This window comes from Nitrospirota bacterium, from assembly GCA_016207885.1.
Taxonomy (GTDB): domain Bacteria; phylum Nitrospirota; class Thermodesulfovibrionia; order UBA6902; family UBA6902; genus JACQZG01.
This window is the reverse complement of the sequence record JACQZE010000003.1, coordinates 415721-433679: the sequence shown is the minus strand read 5'-3', so window position 1 is coordinate 433679 and position 17959 is coordinate 415721. Positions and strand designations below refer to the sequence as shown.

Genomic DNA, 17959 nt, shown 5'->3' with positions numbered 1-17959 from the left:
TCTCACTCCTTTGGCAGCAGATTTGCCGCTTCATTGATCATCGCAAGCGTGCCTCTGTATCCAATGGTGATCCTTGAACTGTTACCTATAACTTTATAAACAGGGAATCCCGCCTGATACAATGGAACACCCAGCCTCTTTGCCGTATCTTCAGCGTGTGAGTTTGAAATTAGCAGGTCATAATCACCCGCTATCGAAAACAGGTCAGAGACAACCACCTCTTTCGCAATAATATTTCCTGAGCTCTCCGTATTCTGAGGAATGACCGCAAGCGTTGCCTCCGCGCCCATCTCACTGATCCATCTTGAAGTCTGAACAGCCATATCAGGCTCAAGCGCGATGCAAACCTTTTTGTTTCCGAAATAAAAATGCGCGTCCCTCATCCCGTCGATCAGGATTCTCCTCTGTCTGTCGTATCTGGCAGGAACCGGATTGCCGCTCAGGAATGAAAGCATCTGCATGAAGACTTCCACATCCCTGAGCCCGGAAAGGCTTTCAAACACCGTATACTCAATGCCGCATATTTCGTTCAACAACCTCGCGCCCGGTTCCATGCTTTTTCCTATAGCAATTGTGAACGATGCCTCTGCCATTCTTTTTATGTCCTTAACATCTGTCCCGCCTGCGGCAAGTGGTGAAAAGCCCTGCCTGCTGCCGTCAAGCGAGGAAAGGTCTGGAAATATGACCGGCTTTAAGCCGAAGGCTTCAATAATCTCTCTTAACTCTGTAAAATCAGCAGGGGTCAGATGCGAGCCGACAAGGACATTGACAAGACGGTCATCGGTCAAGGGTCTGGCATCAGCAATATTTTTAGGCACCACAGACTCAATGATGTTCTCTACCGCCCTTGCGTAACCGCTTTCAAGCCCGCCTTCATAATCAGGAGTCGGGACATGGATAATCCTGACCCCTGGCCTATGACCGCTTACCTTCAATGTCCCTTCAAGATCATCTCCCTTTGCCTCTGACAGCCCTGACGTCAGAACTCCGATAACATCAGGAGCATTCTTGTCTATGATGCTGTCCAATGTGCCGGTTAACTTATCCTCACTTCCCATCACCACGTCCTCGGTAAAGAGCTTTGTGCTTTGAAGAGCGATGGGCTCTCTGAAATGCTTTGTCAATAAAACCTTTGCAAGGAAGTTACACCCCTGCGCCCCGTGAATGACCGGAATTGAATTATTGATCCCCTGAAACGCGATCGCAGCCCCGATGGACTGTGAGTGCTTCAACGGATTGATAACAATTTCGGATTTCGTTCTTACTTCAGACTTCCGGCTTCCGACTTTTGCCTTCGGGTTATAAAACCGTATGCTGTTGCTTATCTGCTCAGCCAAATTCACCAGCCCTTCATATCCCGCGTATGCCGTATGCCTCTCCTGATTCACATCAACAAAAGGAAAGCCTTCCTTAATCGCGAGATACTGATTTCTCCCGCCCGCAACAAGTATGTCGGCGTTTTTCTCTTTCATGAGCCTCAGGAGATTCTTAGGCATCACATCTTCAACAAGCGGAGCATTCTCTCCAAGTATCTCTTTCATCTTCTCTTCATCTTCAAATGTGCTCTTCTTTGTTCCGACAGCAACTATCTCAATTCCCAGATCAAGAAGCGCGGAGATGAATGACCAGCTCTTCACCCCGCCGGTGTAGAGAACAGCCTTTTTGCCTTTGAGGTGAGAATATATTTTCAGTTTTTCTTCAAGACGTTCTTCTTCTCTTGCAATTATTGACTCTATTTGAAAAAATCTCCCCTGACCCCTCTTTTCCAAAGAGGGGAATCCAATCTCCCCCTTTGAAAAAGGGGGATTAAGGGGGATTTTGTAATTAGATGACAGCTTGCTTGCAATCAGCCTCAAGGCCTTTGTCATCTCTGTCTTGCCAAAGAACGAAACTTCAATATAAGGAATGCCGTACCGCTTCTCCATCTCCTTCGCAACATTTATCAATGCGCGGCTGCAAACCACTACATTCAGCTTTGCATGATGCGCGTAAGTTATCTCCTCAAAAGTCGAATCGCCTGTGATGCGTGAAAGGATTTGCATTCCAGCTTTTTTTAACACCGGCTCCACAAGCCACAAATCTCCTGCGATGTTATACTCTCCGATGAGATTGATGTCTGCCCCCCTCTTAAGATAAGAGGGGGAAGGGGGAGTTATGATTTTGGAAGGCAATTCCCCTGTCCCTATCACATGATCCAGCAGCACTTCCCCTGCTATCCTATTCCCTAAATTCTTCGGGCCGACAAAGCCCGGTGCGTTTACCGGAATGACACGAACTCCGATTTCGGTTTCCGCTTTTTTGCATACGGACTCGATATCCTCGCCGATTAAACCGCTTACGCATGTTGCATAGACAAAAATAGCTTTTGGTTTTACAGCTTCAAATGTCTTAATTATTGCCGCATACAATTTTTCCTCAGAGCCATAGACAATATCTATCTCATTCATGTCGGTTGTGAAGCCCATTCTGTGCAGGTTGCCATTTAAAGATAACGTGCCTCTTCCTTCCCATGTGTTGCCGCAGCACGCAATCGGCCCGTGGACGATATGCGCCGTATCCGCAATAGGCTGGAGTACGATCATAGCTCCGTCAAAGGCGCATGACTCTCCGCCCCGCGAACGGCATACCTTGTCCTGCTTTTCGGAAGAGCAGCCGCTTTCTGTTAATTTGTCTATGTTAGTTAACATTGTCGGTCCTTTTTTATTTCATAACCCCTCCTCGCCTCCCCTTATCTTAAGGGGAGGAATAAGTCTTACCCCCCTCTTAGGTTAAGAGGGGGAAGGGGGAGTTATCCTCTACCTGATAACATCAAAGCTCGTTGTATCCATCGTCTTTCTGTCCATCTCATCAAGCACATTATTGACGATCATGGTCACAAGGTTCAGCGCTCCCTGATAGCCGATTACCGGATACCGGTGGAGATGATGCCGGTCGAAGAGCGGGAAGCCTATTCTGATAAGCGGTGTCCCGGTGTCGCGTGTTAGAAACTTTGCATAGGAATTTCCGATAAGGATATCAACCGGTTCGGTGAATAATAGAGAGCGCATATGCCACATATCTTTTCCAATGTATACCTTGCCGTTTACGCCAAATGGGCTTGACGCGAGCAGTTTGTTGGCCTCCGCTTCGAAGTGCTTGTCCCCGTTGGTGCAGATGATATGCACCGGCTCGCCTCCCATCTCCATAATGAGACTCATCATCCCAAGCAGGATGTCAGGGTCGCCGACAAGGGCAAATCGTTTGCCGTGAACGTAAGGGTGCGAATCCACCATGGCATCTACCGCGCGCCCGCGCTCAGCTTCGATAGCAGCCGGAACCGGCTTGCCCGTGAGCTTGCTTAGCTCTTCAAAGAATGTGTCTGTGTTCCTGATGCCTATCGGCGCGGCTGTAAAGGCTTTCTGTCCCCATTCCTTATGAATGTACTCGATTGTCTTTACGGTCGAGTACTTCTGCAGCGCGACAGTCCCTATAGCATTCACCGCATCCATGGCTTCGGGAATCGGAGTTCCGCCGGGATATAGCTTGTATTCACCTGTGTTCGGCGAATCAAAGGTCTCGCTCACATCCGCCAGCAGTGTAAATTCAATTCCCATCATCGCCATCAGCCGTTTGATCTCGTGGTAGTTTCCGGTATAGGTGTCGAAACCCATAATGATATTGACCTTATTATTCGACTCGCCTTTCCTGCCTTCTGAAAGCGTCTTCAGAATGCCCTTCAGCATATTGTCATAGCCAACGATGTGCGAGCCGACAAAGCTGGGTGTGTGAGCAAACGGCACAGGCAGGTCCTGGGGTATTACGCCTTTTTCTTTCGCTGTCTTTATGTAGGCGTTCAGATCATCGCCGATAACCTCTGCCATGCATGTCGTCGAGACCGCGATCATCTTCGGCTTGTAAAGGGCATAGGTGTTCTCCAGCCCTTCAAGCATGTTGTTCAGTCCGCCGAACACCGCCGCATCCTCGGTCATGGATGTAGAGATCGCTGCAAAGGGTTCTTTAAAGTGCCTGCTTAGATGGCTTCTGAAATACGCCACGCAGCCCTGAGCGCCCTGCACAAAGGGCATTGAGCCTTCAAAACCTGAGGCGCAGAAGACCGCGCCGAGCGGCTGACAGGCCTTTGCAGGATTGATCTTGATGTTCTGCCTTGCAAAGTTAAGTTCCTTATATTCTTCAGTCTTGGTCCATTCCGAAACCTCTTTCACCTTCTCCGCAGGCCATGGGTTTTCGAATTCTTTCTTGCGCTCAAACTGGGCCTGATACTCCGGCTCAAGAAACAGGTCGCAGTGGTCTTTTATCTTTATCGTGCTCATCTTTTCCTCCGTATCAAATCCCATGTGGGGCTGTTTACCGTCATGTCCATGTCACGAGCAAATACCGGGAAGCCGTCAAAGCCGTGGTAGGGGCCGGAATAGTCCCATGAATGCATCTGCCGGAACGGCACTCCGAGTTTGTGGTAAGAATATTTTTCCTTGATTCCCGAGCCGACCATGTCCGGCTTCAGCCTGCGAGTGAACTCTTCCAGTTCATATAAAGTAGCGTCATCCATGATCACAGCCCCTTCCTTCATCTCAGGATAGGTGCGCTTATAATCGTCGCTGTGGCCGAACTCGTATCCTGAAGCAACCACTTCCATGCCGAGGTCCTCGTAAGCGCCGATAGTGTGGCGCGGACGAAGGCCGCCAACGTAGAGCATCACCTTCTTGCCTTCGAGCTTTGCCCTGTACTGTTCAATGATCTTGTCCATGACCGGCTTGTACTTTGCGATGACCGCTTCCGCCTTCTGCTGTATCGTTTCGTCGAACTTCGCCGCAATCTTCCTGATGCTGTCATAGGTCTTTGTAGGGCCGAAGAAATTAAACTCCATCCAGGGAATGCCGTACTCCTCCTCCATGTGCCGGCAGATGTAGTTCATTGACCGGTAACAGTGGATCAGGTTCAGCTTCGCCTTGGTCGCGATGCCGATCTCGTTGATCGTTGCATCTCCCGTGTACTGCGAGATCACGCGAAGGCCCATCTCTTCGAGAATTTTGCGCGAGGCCCATGCGTCGCCGCCGATGTTATAGTCCCCGATGAGGGCTACATCATAGGGCGTTGAGGTTTCAAGCTTGCCCTTGCCAAGCACATAATCCTTGATGGTATCGTTTGCGATATGATGGCCGAGGGACTGGCTCACTCCCCTGAAACCCTCGCACCGCACCGGAACGATCGGATATTTAAATTCCTTTTCCACACGCTTTGACACAGCCTCGATATCGTCTCCGATAAGGCCGACCGGACATTCGGAAAGTATGCCGATCCCGTTTGCAAGCGGGAAGAGCCCCTTGAGTTCATGCAGTGCAAGGTCAAGGCCTTTGTCGCCGCCGTAAACGATATTCTTTTCCTGAAAGTCTGTGGTGATATGCATGGTGCCGAAGGTATCGATGCCGGTCTGTCCGTTATAGTAGTTGCGCCGCGACCACCATGAGTACTGGCCGCATCCGACCGGGCCGTGGCTGATCGTTAACTGGTCTTTCACCGGCCCCCATACAACGCCCTTGGCGCCTGCATAGGCACAGCCGCGCACGGTCATGACGCCGGGACGTGATTTAACATTGGACTTCACCTGGCAAGTGGTGCACTGTCCCGAGGGATCGTTCGCCGCGAGATGCTTTGCCCGGTCCTTCTTTGATTTCTCCGGATATGCATCAAGGACTTCCTCTATCATCTTTTGTGTATCTTTAATCGCTGTGCTCAATGTTTCCTCCTTTATAGCTATCAGTAAAAGCGGTTCATTTCTGAGTGCTGACCGCTGAACGCTTCTTTTACGCTGCTGCCTCTTCGCTCTCCATGATGCCGAAATCCATCAAGAGCCTCTCTAATTCGTCCATGGTGATCGGCGTGGGAATAACGAAGTTCTTGTTGTCCGCGATCTTCCGGGCCAGCTCACGGTACTCGTCTGCCTGCGGGTGGTCAGGGGCATAATCTATCACAGTCTTTTTCCTGAGCTCGGCGCGCTGGACCTCATTGTCTCTCGGCACAAAATGGATCATCTGTGTGCCGAGCTTCGCAGCCAGCTCCGAGATAAGCTCGAACTCTTTATCCGTCTTTCTGCTGTTGCAGATAAGGCCGCCAAGCCGCACGCCGCCGCTCTGCGCATACTTGAGAACTCCGCGTGAAATATTGTTTGCGGCGTACATAGCCATCATCTCTCCTGAGGTCACTATGTATATCTCCTTCGCCTTGCCTTCTCTGATCGGCATGGCAAACCCGCCGCAGACAACGTCGCCGAGAACGTCGTAGAAAACAAATTCCGTGTCATCGCCGTACGCGCCGTTCTCTTCGAGAAAATTTATGGCTGTGATAACGCCCCGGCCCGCGCAGCCCACGCCCGGTTCAGGCCCGCCGGACTCGGCGCACTTGATGCCCTTGAACCCGTGCAGCAGCACCTCTTCAAGTTCGAGATCTTCCACCGTACCCTTTTCGCGAGCCATGTCCATGACAGTGTTCTGTGCCTTGCGGTTGAGAATAAGCCGCGTGGAGTCCGCCTTCGGGTCACAGCCTATGATCATGCATTTGCGGCCTGCCTCGGCAAGAGCCGCGACCAGGTTCTGTGTTGTAGTTGATTTGCCTATCCCGCCTTTTCCATAAATCGCAATCTGTCTCATCTTTCTTCTCCTTTTTATTTGTATTGGTGTTTTTCTGAAGCTTGCTGTTATACTTCGTACCCTGAATAATGCTAAAAGTATGCCAGTTTGCAACACACTGATTTTAAAGGGAAGACGTTTGGGCTTGAATACAATAATGTTAATTAACAAACATTATTGTAAGTCACAAAACAAAATAGTAGTATTGATTTAACGGGATATCTGCGGTCTTAAGTCTTGGGAGAAATTACAGATACTAATGGGAAGAGTGGTAATTATTAATGGATAAAGAGATCAGGCCTTAGCAATGCTTATACAGATCATGAACAAATTTCAGATACGCGTTCGGAGGTTCAATGATCTCCATTCCTACATTGTATATGATCTCTGAAAATTGCTGAGAATTCATATTCAACCACTTTATGCTGCATTTCAGGTCAATGGTATCATCTGACGGGAGCATGAAATTCACATTGACATCGTTCCCCGGAGTAAACCCATGCACTTCCACATCGGAAAAGACCCTTTGCATGATGCCGTGCTCAGAGATGTTTTCAATAAAGCCGTTTAAGCTTTTTTCAGCAAGTGTAAGCTCGGCAAAAAGGCTTAAATTGACTCTTTTTGAACGCCTGTTTTCAGTAATGATACCCATGATGATATTTGACAATATTATACATAGGACATTGATAAATATGTAAATAAATGAACCGTCCGGACGCGGAATGACGGGTGTTTTAGTCCCCTTCAAACTCAGTAAGACAGTGCACTTTATACCCCTTGCCTGTCAGCCTCTTTTCGCCGCCAACATCAGGAAGGTTCACGATAAACGCCATCTCAGACACTATGCCTCCGAGCTTTTCTATAAGGGTTGCGGCAGCCAGCGCTGTCCCGCCTGTTGCAAGGAGGTCGTCGACCAGAATCACCTTTGCGCCTTTCACTATTGCGTCTTTATGTATCTCAACAGTGTCTGTGCCGTACTCAAGCTCGTATTCATGCCTGACTACTTCAGCCGGAAGCTTGCCGATCTTTCTGACAGGCACAAAGCCTTTCCCGAGCGTATATGATAATGCCCCCCCGATAATAAAACCCCTTGCCTCGATGCCGACAATAACGTCGAAATCCATATCTTTTGTAATGTATCTCTGGGTCAGGGCATCGATGACCAGCCTGAAGCCGACCGGATCTTTGATAAGGGTGGTGATGTCCCTGAACATTATTCCTTTTTTGGGATGGTCCGGTATGGTCCTGATCTTTGATTTGATTGGCATAATGATCTCCTTTATATTTTAATTATTGATGGCAGGTATCATCGTATTCAGTGATCTTTGGTATGGCCTTAAGAAACAGTTTTATTACATTGCCCGCGTTCTTCTTCATCGTTTCAAGTATCATCTCCCATGTGACCGGCTCTTCTTCTTCGTGCCAGCAGTCATAATCGGTGGACATTGCGATGGCAGCGTAATGCATCTTCTTCTCCCTCGCGAGATTGGCCTCAGGCACTGTGCTCATGTTTATCACATCAGCGTTCCAGCTTCTGAACATATGGCTTTCAGCCTTTGTGGAGAACCTCGGCCCTTCGATCGTTATGACCGTCTTGTTGGCATGAAAGGGAAGCCCCATCTCTTTTGCAGATGAAGAGAGCAGGTTGATGAGGTTTTGGCAGAAAGGCTCTGCCATCGGGGTATGCACCACAACATCCTCATCAAAGAATGTGGCCTCTCTCTTTCTGGTATGGTCTATGAACTGGCTCGGGAATACAAGATGCCCCGGCGCGATCTCTTTTCTTAAAGAGCCGACCGCCGTGGACGCGAGTATATGCGTGCATTCCTGTTCTTTGAGCGCCCAGATATTCGCCCTGAAATTTACCTTTGACGGGTATATCGAGTGGTCTTTGCCGTGCCTTGCGATGATAGCCACATCAATCCCGCTTATCGAGCCGATAGTGAGAGGAGATGTCGGCGCGCCGTATGGTGTTGCAACCTTTATCTCTTTTGCGTCTTTGAGGATATCAGGGTTATCAAGCCCCGAGCCTCCGATGATTCCGACCTTGATCATTTATAGCTCCTTTGAAATGGTTTTTTGATTATAGACTTTCTAATTGAAATTCTTCAATAATTGCATGTTAATTAAGGTCTGTTCTAATATAAAAAACAATGAGCAATAAACTTGTCCTCTTTGACATTGACGAGACGCTTATAGATTCCGGCAAGGCCGGGAGCAGGGCGCTTAACAGCGCGTTCCATGAGCTCTTCGGAATCAGGGACGCCTTCAGGGATATGAAGATGGCGGGCATGACCGATATCCAGATAATGAAAGAAGGGCTGATGACGCACGGGCTCTTAAGCGACAGCGGAGAGGTTGAGGTGCTTATGTATAAATACCTCGATCACCTTTCCCTTGAGATCAATAACCCGTGGAAGCATGTAAAGCCCGGTGTGCTTGAGATACTTGATACGCTTACCTGGGATGCGGTTCCTATCGGGCTTCTGACAGGAAACCTTGAGGCAGGCGCGGATATAAAGTTAGCCTCGTTTGACCTCAGGAAGTATTTCTCTGACGGCGCGTTCGGCAGCGACCATGAAGACCGCAATATGCTCCTGCCGATAGCCGTTAAAAAGTTCTCACAGATCGGGATAAATACCACATATGAAAAATGCGTTGTCATCGGCGATACCCCGCGTGATGTGATGTGCGCCAAGATATACAATGCTCATTCGATCGGAGTCGCTACAGGGCCGTACAGCAAAGCTGATCTGGAAGAGGCGGGGGCTGACCTGTTTCTTGAGAATCTCGCAGATAAAGATGTCTGCCTGGAGTATATAAATAGTATTTAGTCCTTTTTCCCCCGTCCCGCTTGTTGCTTCGGGAGAAGAATCCATATCGGCAACAGAATATTCATGTGAGAAAATCCTGAGATCCGGACATATATCTTATGGTTGCCGGGATATACTTTTTTGGGGTTAATTATTTATAATTGTATTCTTTATTATCTATGAAGAATATATCATTAGAGGCATAGTCAAGTGGAAATAATCCTGAAAGAGCATATCTCGGAGACCCCTCTGTTTTCAGGGGTCAATAACGACGAACTCCTGCCTTTACTGAATACCTGCACCGTAGAGGTTTTCAAGCATGGAGAAAAGATCTATAACTACGGAGATTATGGTGAAGATTGCTGTGTCATTCTCTCAGGCCAGGTAAGGGTTGAGTTAAGTCCTGCCAATACTTTTGGTGAAATAATATTAAAGGAAGGGGATATCTTTGGAGAGATAGCCGCACTTTCCGGATATGTCAGAACAGCTGATGTTGTGCCTTTAAAACGTACGGAGGTTCTTGTAATCCCTAAAGAGACGTTATTAAATCTTTTTGATAAATTCCCTCTGATCAAAAGCAGGATAGATGCTCTATATTGTGAGCGTGTTCTTGCTTCCCAGCTTCCCTCTATTCCGATCTTTATGGGATTGCCCAAAGACATAATTGAAGAGCTGATCGATAAAGCAACTCTTCATACCTATAACAGCGGTGAGGCTGTTTTTCATCAGGGAGATGAAGCAGATGCCTTTTATGTCGTCAGGTATGGATTGGTCAAGATCACGGAGACGGGGACTGACGGAAGAAAAAGGGTGCTGGCCTATCTCAAGGCAGGGCATTATCTCGGTGAAATGGCCCTGGTAAATGAGAATGAGAAGAGGATGGCTACCATTACTGCTATCAGCCGGACTGAACTTATCAAGGTATCGCGGGCTGATTTTCAACACATAATTGAACTGCATCCAAGGGTTAAAACAAGTCTGGAAGCCAGCATTGAAAAGATAAAACAGAAGAATGTGCAGATGCGCGAGGATGAACATATGGAGAACACCTTGCGCTCTGTTATCGACATGGGAATTGTTCAGTCGAAAGAGATACTGGTTATTGATATCACAAAATGTATTAATTGTGACAATTGCCTCAAGGCATGCGGCGTGCTTCACAACGGCCATACACGGCTGGTAAGAAAGGGGATACCACTTAACAACAACCTGCTTATAGCCTCATCATGCAGGCATTGTGAAAATCCCTCATGCATGATCAAATGCCCGACAGGCGCTATCAACAGAGGTTTTGAGGGTGAGATATATCACAATAAGTCCTGTATCGCATGCGGGATATGTGCCAGAAACTGCCCGTACGGGAACATATCCGTCGTAACTTTGCCGGATACCGGTAGAAACAGGCATGATGAAGGATTCCTCAGCCGTTATTTCAGGAGAAGGGACAACGGGCAGATAGAGCAGGAACCTGATAAGAAACGAAAACCAAAAAGAATGGTCGTTAAATGCGACATGTGCCGTGAACATCCTTTCATGGGATGTGTTTACAACTGCCCGACCGGCGCGGCGCGGAAGATAAATACTTTAAATTTCTTTACGGATGTCATAACCCTGAATTAAGATATGAAAAATAATCTGAGAAGCAGATGGCCGCTTGTATTCCTGATAATAATGACATTGCTTTCCATAAGTTATTATTTATACACTCGCGTCATATACCCGGTCAACAGGTCTTATTTTGTGCTGGGTTACGGTTTTCTTTGCTTATTACTGTTACTGGCGCTCACCTTGTATATCTTCAGAAAAAGTATTTACAGTTACAGGGTCGGTTCCCAGCAGGCATGGCTGCAGTCACACATTTATATAGGCATCATAAGCCTGTCGCTCCTGCTCATGCATTCCGGCTTCCGGCTTACCGGGACTTTCAGTATTTTTCTTGCGATCATATATTGTCTTACCTTTATCAGCGGGATAGCGGGGGCATTGATCTACAGGTCTGTCCCTCTTTCCTTGGTGAAGTTCGGCAGAAAAACAAAATCTGAAGAAGAGTTGATCGGCAACCTGAAGAATTTTCTGGAAGAGGCGGACTCTCTGGTTTCAAAGACCTCGAATGAGCTGAAGAAGATCTATGAAGAGAAAATAAGGCCGTCTATAGAACTAAACAGGACCAAGTGGGAATATTTATTCATGGAAGAAAGGGACCTGCTTGATAAACGCAGGGGGGAGATCGAGGGATTTAAGGCAAGTGTTCTGAGCCAGGATATTCATGACCTGAACACGCTAAGCACCATTTTTATAGAATCAGAAAAAACCTCTTTTGTATTGGCCAAGATGAAGATACAGGAGGCCTGGCTGGGACTGCATATGCCTTTGACCCTGGCTCTGCTCACCTGCGTCATAATTCATATAGCCGTCATTCTATATTATTAAATGAAAAATATGGATATAAAGATAATCGCGGGCATGTACCTCTCTATTTTTGTGATCGTCTTTATTTTTTTATACGGGTACCCGCGCAGTTACGCAGTATTTATGAACGGAGAGATATCATACAAACATTCATACCTGAAGAAGGACTGCAACGCATGCCATGTGCCATGGGAAGGGGTCAAGGACGCTTCGTGTATAAAATGCCATGTTGACAACAAACACTATTATGACGATATAGCAGAAGCCTACAAAGATAAAATAAGGTGTTTTGATTGCCACCTTGAACATCAGGGCAGGACATATGACCCGGAAGTAACGGCATATTCCCCGCCGCCTGTTCGACAATGAAAAATTGTTTTATTATTCATCAATGACAGCGTTGGAGGCAGAATTATGAAATTTATCAGGTCATTTGTAAAGCATATTAAAAAAGAGAGCCTGTCAAGAAGAGAGCTGCTGACGGGAGCAGGGAAGATCGCTGCCGGTGCTGCAGGGATCGGCATAGTATCAGCAGGAGGGTTGGGCCTCTTATCCGAAGCTCAAGCTAAAAATACCGAATTCCCGTGGGGCTACAAAAAGATAGACCCTGCCAGGGCGGGGAAGATAGCTTATGAGAACTGGTACAAGAACTTCTGCTGTTATGGAACTACCAGCGGGATACTTTTGCCGCTTCAGCAGGATGTAGGAGACCCTTACACCCGCTTTCCTCTTGAGGCAATGATATGGGGCCATGGCGGGGCAGTCGGCTGGGGAACGCTGTGCGGCTGTCTGACAGGGGCCGGATTAGCCACATCTCTCATAGCAGGCCAGGAGGGGGAGTTAATACTGAATGAAGTAATAACATGGTATACAAAAACGATATTGCCTATCTATGAACCTGCAAATCCCATTGCTCAGATCAGGCAGAAAAATGCAAGCGGCTCCGCTCTATGCCATATCTCTGTCGGCAAATGGATGGCCAAGGAAGGGGCCACTTTCCATTCTCCTCAAAGAATGGAGAGGTGCGCAAGGCTCACGGCGGATATAACCATAAAGACCGTTGAGCTTTTAAACGACTGGTCTGACGGCAAGTTTCAGCCTTCCCGCCGCTCACAGGTTGCGATGTACCAGATGCCTACAGAGAATAAATGCAGGCAGTGTCACAGCGGGCTGGAACCCGATGTGCCGGGGGATATATAAATAGTATTTAGGCTTTACCCCTTAACCTCTATCCCTAACTTCTTCATCTTATACCCGATCTGTCTTGAAGCTTTTTCGCAATGTCGGCATCAGGAGCGAATATAAATTTCTTGCCTGCCTTCCTCATCTGAAGCAGCCCCATATCTTTCAGGCCGAGCAGATCAGTGCGGGCGGTCTGATACGTGACGCCATGAATATTAGAGTGAGTTTCAATAGTATAGATCTCCTGCGGTTTTTCAAGCGCGCTCGCGAGCAAGGCGCGCTGTCTCAGGTTTAAGGCCGGATATTCTATGGTAAAGCGATATGCATTTTTTTTCTCTTTCTGTTTTCTTTCAATATACGCATTCAGTGTTTCTAACGCCTTATGTATCGCTTTGAGGTTATACACGATAAAATATGTGGCGTCATTGTCATCCATTTCAGAATAAAGAAATGCCCTGTAATACTGTGCCCTCGCACTAAGTATTGCTGTAGACACCGACATGTATTCAAACAGCCAGTAGTCATGTTTGAGCATATACCAATAGAAGAGAGCCCGTGCCGTGCGTCCGTTGCCGTCCATGAATGGATGAACATATGCAAGCCAGAAATGGATGAGTATCCCTTTTATGATTGGATTAGCGAACTCGTCTTCCCTGTCACTGTTTGCAAAGGCGCACAAATGCTCCATTGAGGCAAGGACATCAGCGGCCTTGGGCGGCACATGGAGGATCTGGCCGTCGCTATCATAAACATGGATCTCTTCATCAGCAGGCGTTCTGAACCTGCCGGCCCATGAAGGATCTTCTAACGTGTTTACCGTCATGGAGGCGTGAATTTTGTGTATCAATTCTATGGAGAGAGGCTCTCGCAGATGTTTTTTTATCATCTGCATTGACTGATAATTGTTGTATATCATTTGTTCCGAGCGATCCAACGGCTTTCTGCCTGTCCTGAGCATCTCTTTTGCGACGACCCTTGTGGTGGCTGCACCTTCGATCTGGCTTGATGATATTGCTTCATCAACCAATGATCTGATCATGTATCGCCGCTTTTCATCTGAAGGCACTGATGGGTCATCGACCATAATTGACCCGCCCGCCTTCTGGTCTATAAAATGAATCTCTTTATGTATACCATCGGGCATCCAGTAGCCAAATGGACGTCCCTTGGGATCAGCAAGAGATATATATTTTGTCTGAAAAAGTCTTGATGTCTTTAGCACAGCCCATGCTGACTCAGGCGTAACTCCATCGGGCATCGGCTGATATTTGAAATCACCCCAGTAAAAATATTCGCTGTTTGCCTTTCTGATCAAATCAATTGTTTTAATTGCAAGGTCAGTCTTTAGGGATTCTTTTAGTATCTCCTTCCAATCTGGAGCTTTTTCCGGTATTTTCAATGGGTTATCTCCAAATACTAATTTGACATTAATTAGTAGAAACTTAGTATTTAATAAGTGTGTTAAAACTAAATACTAATTAAGTTTAGATTATTATTTACTATCTGTCAACTACTAATTTTAGAGTAATTAGTAGAAAGTTAGTAGTTGCAAAAATTTGGAGAGGTATTATGTATTGCGGGGGCTGATCTGGTTCTTGAGAATTTGTCAAATAAAATGCTTGCCTGGAGTATATAAATAGTATTTAGTCTTTTTACCCCTTAACCTCTATCCCTAACTTCTTCATCTTATACCCGATCTGCCTTGAAGTGATGCCGAGGAGGCGGGCTGCTTTTGCCTGAACCCAGCCGGTCTTTTCAAGCGCATCCATGATATTCACCTTCTCAAGCTCCTTCAGATCGGTTGTCAGTGACATCTCGCCCCTCGGGGCCTTTGGACGCTGGAGGCTTAATGATATAGGAAGGTCTGACGCGAATATCTTGTCTTTTGGCGACATGACAACAAGCCTTTCAATCGTGTTCTCAAGCTCTCTCACATTTCCGGGCCAGCCGTATTCCAGAAATACCTGCAGGGCGTTCTTATCAAAAGATACAGACCTGTTGTTCTCTTTATTGAACTTCTTTAAAAAATAATCTATCAGAAGCGGGATGTCCTCGCCTCTATGATTAAGCGATGGAAGAAGGATGGGGATAACATTTAACCTGAAGTAGAGGTCTTCCCTGAACCTGTCCTGAGAGACAAGCTCCTCAAGGTTTCTGCTGGTCGCGGTAATTATCCTGATGTCTACCTTTATCGTCTTCTGTCCGCCTACGCGCTCGAACTCCCTCTCCTGAAGCACACGCAGTATCTTGGGCTGAAGAAGTATCGGCAGGTCGCCTATCTCGTCAAGGAATATCGTGCCGCCGTTCGCAAGCTCGAACTTTCCGCTCCTTGCTGATATCGCGCCTGTGAACGCTCCTTTTTCATGGCCGAACAGCTCTGATTCAAGAAGCCCCTCAGGTATTGAGGCGCAGTTGAACTTGATGAAAGGCCCTTTGCTTCTGGAGCTCATATAATGTATAGCTTTGGCGATAAGCTCTTTTCCCGTTCCGCTCTCGCCTCTCAGCAGTACGGTCGCCTTGGACGGGGATACACGGTGAACAGCCTCAAATACCTCCTGCATCCTGTCTGATTCGCCTATGACATTGGCTATGCTGTATTTGCCTTTAAGCTCTCTCTTAAGGTGTTCTTTCTCTTTTTCAACCTCTTTATAGCTCTCTCTGAGCTTGATGAATTGTGCGATGAGTGACGCCACTATATTCAGCACTCTGAGGTCGTCATCTACATTGCCGTGCTCTGTAGCGTAGATCCTGTCAACGCTCAGAACGCCGAGAGGTTCGCTCTTGAACTTTATCGGCACGCAGAGAAATGAGATGCCGTCCTTCTCAGGCCTTGAGCCTGTCTTGTTCAGAAAGAGCGGCTCTTTGCCTATGTTTGAAATGACCATCGGGCTCTTCTGTTCAAGCACCCTTCCCACGATCCCTTCGCCTATTTTATATTTGCCTTTCTCAATATTCTGTTTTGTAAGTCCGTGCGCAGCGACTATGCGCAATTCATTTGATAAAGGGTCAAGCAGAAAGACGCATCCGCGCTGAAGGTCAAGCATCTCGCCGAGGGTGGACATTACAGAAGAGAGGTTCTTCTCAAGGTCGAACGATGTGGTTAATACCCTGCTCACCTCAAGTATGGCTGTGAGCTCTTCATTCTTCCGCGCTATGAGAGCAGTATCTGAATACATATTATTTTAATTTCTCCCAATATAACAATTTTGTTTCCCAATAACCTTGTTGTGACATAATTGTATTATTTATAAAGACAAAATTACAACAATGGCAATATCTTTGCGGGTTCAGGTTATAAACCTGAACCTTTTGTTTTATCTAACCCTGCAACTTTCTGCATGTAATGACTTAATGAATGACCGGAATATTGGGTTCAATTTACAAAATTGAACCCGCAGAAATGACAGATAACGCTTTACTTGTAGCAGGATTAGTATGTTATTGTTAGTTCAGTTGTTGTCTTATTCATAAATATAACTGACTGGAAAGCCTGCAAGAATAATGATGAGAGCTATAAAAGATAAAGCGTATCTCAAAAAAACAGCTGTTTTTTTCATTCTCGCTTTTTTAACGGTCTTTATTGCGGACTATATCGGCCTATATGAGGAGACAGGGCCGGAACTGCTTGCCAATAATGACTTCAAAGAAGGTTTTGCCGGCTGGAAACGGACGGGGCCTGATGGTTTGATCGTGCTTGAAGATCTCATGACAGTAAAATTGTATGCGGCAGCCCCGCAGAATAATCTGAATCTTTTTCAGAGCATTAAAGAACCGGAACGTTTCAGGCTGCTTAAACTTTCAGGTGATATAAAGACAGAAGCGGTCAGTGCAGGCGTCAGGGAATGGTACAGGGCCGGGCTGGTTCTTGCACATTATGATGACAAGGGGATATGGATCTCCGCTCCGCATGTTGTCGCAGCGCTAAAAGGCGACAACCCCTGGAAGAGATATGAGATGATCTTCAAGGTAAAACCTGAAGCTGAAGAGGTAAGGGTTGTCGCGCAACTCATCAAAGTTACAGGGTCAATGCGGGTCAAAAACCTGAGCCTCAGAGAGGCGGTTGAGAAACCGGTCTACAAATACTGGCAGTTCATCTATATACTTTGGTTTATTTTTCTTGCATGGCTGGTGTTGCCGCTTGTTGTTGAATGTAACGGCATAATGCTGAAAGGGGCGGTCATATTCACAGTTGCGGTAATTCTCTTCGGCGCTTTGGCCCCTGCAGCCAGCAAGCTGCAGTTTCAGGAGGATGCGGCAGCTACCATAAAAAAAGTAACCAGCCAGAAATCACCTGAAATCAAATTTAGCGCCAAGGCCGCCGCAAGTGAAAAACTGAAGATGACCAAACGATGGATCCTGGCAGACAAGAGCGGCCACTTTATTCTCTTCTCTATTTTTGCCTTAAGCCTTGCGGCAGGTTTCCCGCGGGAAAGGTACATGATGCTGCTAATAGCTGCTGTTATGTTTGCAGGGACTACGGAGCTGATGCAGTATTTTGTCAATGACCGCACACCTCAGGTCAGCGACTGGCTTATCGACCTTGGCGGGGCGGCATCGGGTTTTATTATTTTTGCAGCGGCCGGAAAAAAAATATCTCCTGCAGCAGGGCATACCATGCCGCAGGAGACGGTTGATTAATTTCCGCAGCAGAGGCGCTTCATGCTCTTTTTGCCTGTAGCCGAGTATGACAGAACGACTTCTACCTTGTTGCCGCACAAACTGCAGAGCTTTGAAACGTTCTTTGCTCCTGCGCGCGCAGAAACATTTGTCTTTGATTTTCCAGCCATCTTCACTTCCTCCTTTTATTTATCTTTTATATGAGACTGCAAATTGCCGCACTTATATCGCAGACGCAAAAATTACCTGCGATGTTTCCTTTTCCATTGGTATTGAAAGCAGAATACGCCAGGACGGTAAAACCGCGGAACGAAG

Annotated in this window: 16 protein-coding genes; 6 read left to right on the top strand and 10 right to left on the bottom strand. The window is 47.0% G+C overall.

All coding sequences use genetic code 11. The features are described from left to right. Nucleotides 1-2: 2 nt before the first annotated feature. The 7 genes from nifN to mtnP form a co-directional block, all read right to left on the bottom strand. On the bottom strand, nt 3-2687 hold the full coding sequence (gene nifN, locus HY807_02235; GenBank protein MBI4825232.1) for a nitrogenase iron-molybdenum cofactor biosynthesis protein NifN: 2685 nt from the start codon (nt 2685-2687) through the stop codon (nt 3-5). A gap of 108 nt (nt 2688-2795) precedes the next feature. After that, the gene (gene nifK / locus HY807_02230; protein MBI4825231.1) at nt 2796-4310 is read right to left on the bottom strand and encodes a nitrogenase molybdenum-iron protein subunit beta; all 1515 of its coding nucleotides are present in this window, start codon (nt 4308-4310) and stop codon (nt 2796-2798) included. After that, nucleotides 4307-5704 (bottom strand): nitrogenase molybdenum-iron protein alpha chain, encoded by a 1398-nt coding sequence (gene nifD / locus HY807_02225; protein ID MBI4825230.1) that lies wholly within the window; start codon nt 5702-5704, stop codon nt 4307-4309. Before nifD ends, nifK begins: the two co-directional genes overlap by 4 nt. A gap of 97 nt (nt 5705-5801) precedes the next feature. Further along, the gene (gene nifH / locus HY807_02220; protein ID MBI4825229.1) at nt 5802-6644 is read right to left on the bottom strand and encodes a nitrogenase iron protein; all 843 of its coding nucleotides are present in this window, start codon (nt 6642-6644) and stop codon (nt 5802-5804) included. A 280-nt stretch (nt 6645-6924) separates the two neighbouring features. Continuing rightward, on the bottom strand, nt 6925-7275 hold the full coding sequence (locus tag HY807_02215; protein MBI4825228.1) for a PilZ domain-containing protein: 351 nt from the start codon (nt 7273-7275) through the stop codon (nt 6925-6927). An 82-nt stretch (nt 7276-7357) separates the two neighbouring features. Beyond that, a complete protein-coding gene (locus HY807_02210; protein ID MBI4825227.1) occupies nt 7358-7891 on the bottom strand; it encodes an adenine phosphoribosyltransferase in 534 nt (177 codons plus the stop codon). 22 nt (nt 7892-7913) lie between these two features. Beyond that, on the bottom strand, nt 7914-8678 hold the full coding sequence (gene mtnP / locus HY807_02205) for an S-methyl-5'-thioadenosine phosphorylase (GenBank protein MBI4825226.1): 765 nt from the start codon (nt 8676-8678) through the stop codon (nt 7914-7916). Nucleotides 8679-8776: 98 nt separating this feature from the next. Here mtnP and HY807_02200 point away from each other — a divergent pair, with 98 nt between their 5' ends. The 5 genes from HY807_02200 to HY807_02180 all read left to right on the top strand — a co-directional run bounded on the left by HY807_02200 (nt 8777) and on the right by HY807_02180 (nt 13045). Next, on the top strand, nt 8777-9457 hold the full coding sequence (locus HY807_02200) for an HAD family hydrolase (GenBank protein ID MBI4825225.1): 681 nt from the start codon (nt 8777-8779) through the stop codon (nt 9455-9457). Between the two features lie 189 nt (nt 9458-9646). Next, complete coding sequence (locus HY807_02195; protein MBI4825224.1) at nt 9647-11056, top strand: cyclic nucleotide-binding domain-containing protein; 1410 nt, start codon at nt 9647-9649, stop codon at nt 11054-11056. Nucleotides 11057-11059: 3 nt separating this feature from the next. Then, nucleotides 11060-11866, top strand: a complete 807-nt coding sequence (locus HY807_02190) for a hypothetical protein (GenBank protein ID MBI4825223.1) — start codon at nt 11060-11062, stop codon at nt 11864-11866. A 9-nt stretch (nt 11867-11875) separates the two neighbouring features. Beyond that, nucleotides 11876-12214: a hypothetical protein gene (locus HY807_02185; GenBank protein ID MBI4825222.1), complete on the top strand. Its 339-nt coding sequence runs from the start codon at nt 11876-11878 to the stop codon at nt 12212-12214. Nucleotides 12215-12259: 45 nt separating this feature from the next. Next, nucleotides 12260-13045, top strand: a complete 786-nt coding sequence (locus HY807_02180) for a C_GCAxxG_C_C family protein (protein MBI4825221.1) — start codon at nt 12260-12262, stop codon at nt 13043-13045. 43 nt (nt 13046-13088) lie between these two features. Here HY807_02180 and HY807_02175 read toward each other — a convergent pair whose 3' ends face one another. Next, nucleotides 13089-14426, bottom strand: coding sequence for a Fic family protein (locus HY807_02175; protein MBI4825220.1), 1338 nt, complete (start codon nt 14424-14426; stop codon nt 13089-13091). 253 nt (nt 14427-14679) lie between these two features. Next, entirely contained in the window at nt 14680-16203 is a 1524-nt protein-coding gene (locus HY807_02170; GenBank protein MBI4825219.1) for a sigma 54-interacting transcriptional regulator, read from the bottom strand. Nucleotides 16204-16528: 325 nt separating this feature from the next. Between HY807_02170 and HY807_02165 the strand changes: the two genes are divergently transcribed. Continuing rightward, nucleotides 16529-17665, top strand: coding sequence for a VanZ family protein (locus HY807_02165; protein MBI4825218.1), 1137 nt, complete (start codon nt 16529-16531; stop codon nt 17663-17665). Here the strand turns inward: HY807_02165 and HY807_02160 are convergent. Continuing rightward, nucleotides 17662-17814, bottom strand: coding sequence for a hypothetical protein (locus HY807_02160; protein MBI4825217.1), 153 nt, complete (start codon nt 17812-17814; stop codon nt 17662-17664). The two genes, HY807_02165 and HY807_02160, sit on opposite strands and share 4 nt — an antisense overlap. Nucleotides 17815-17959 lie beyond the last annotated feature (145 nt).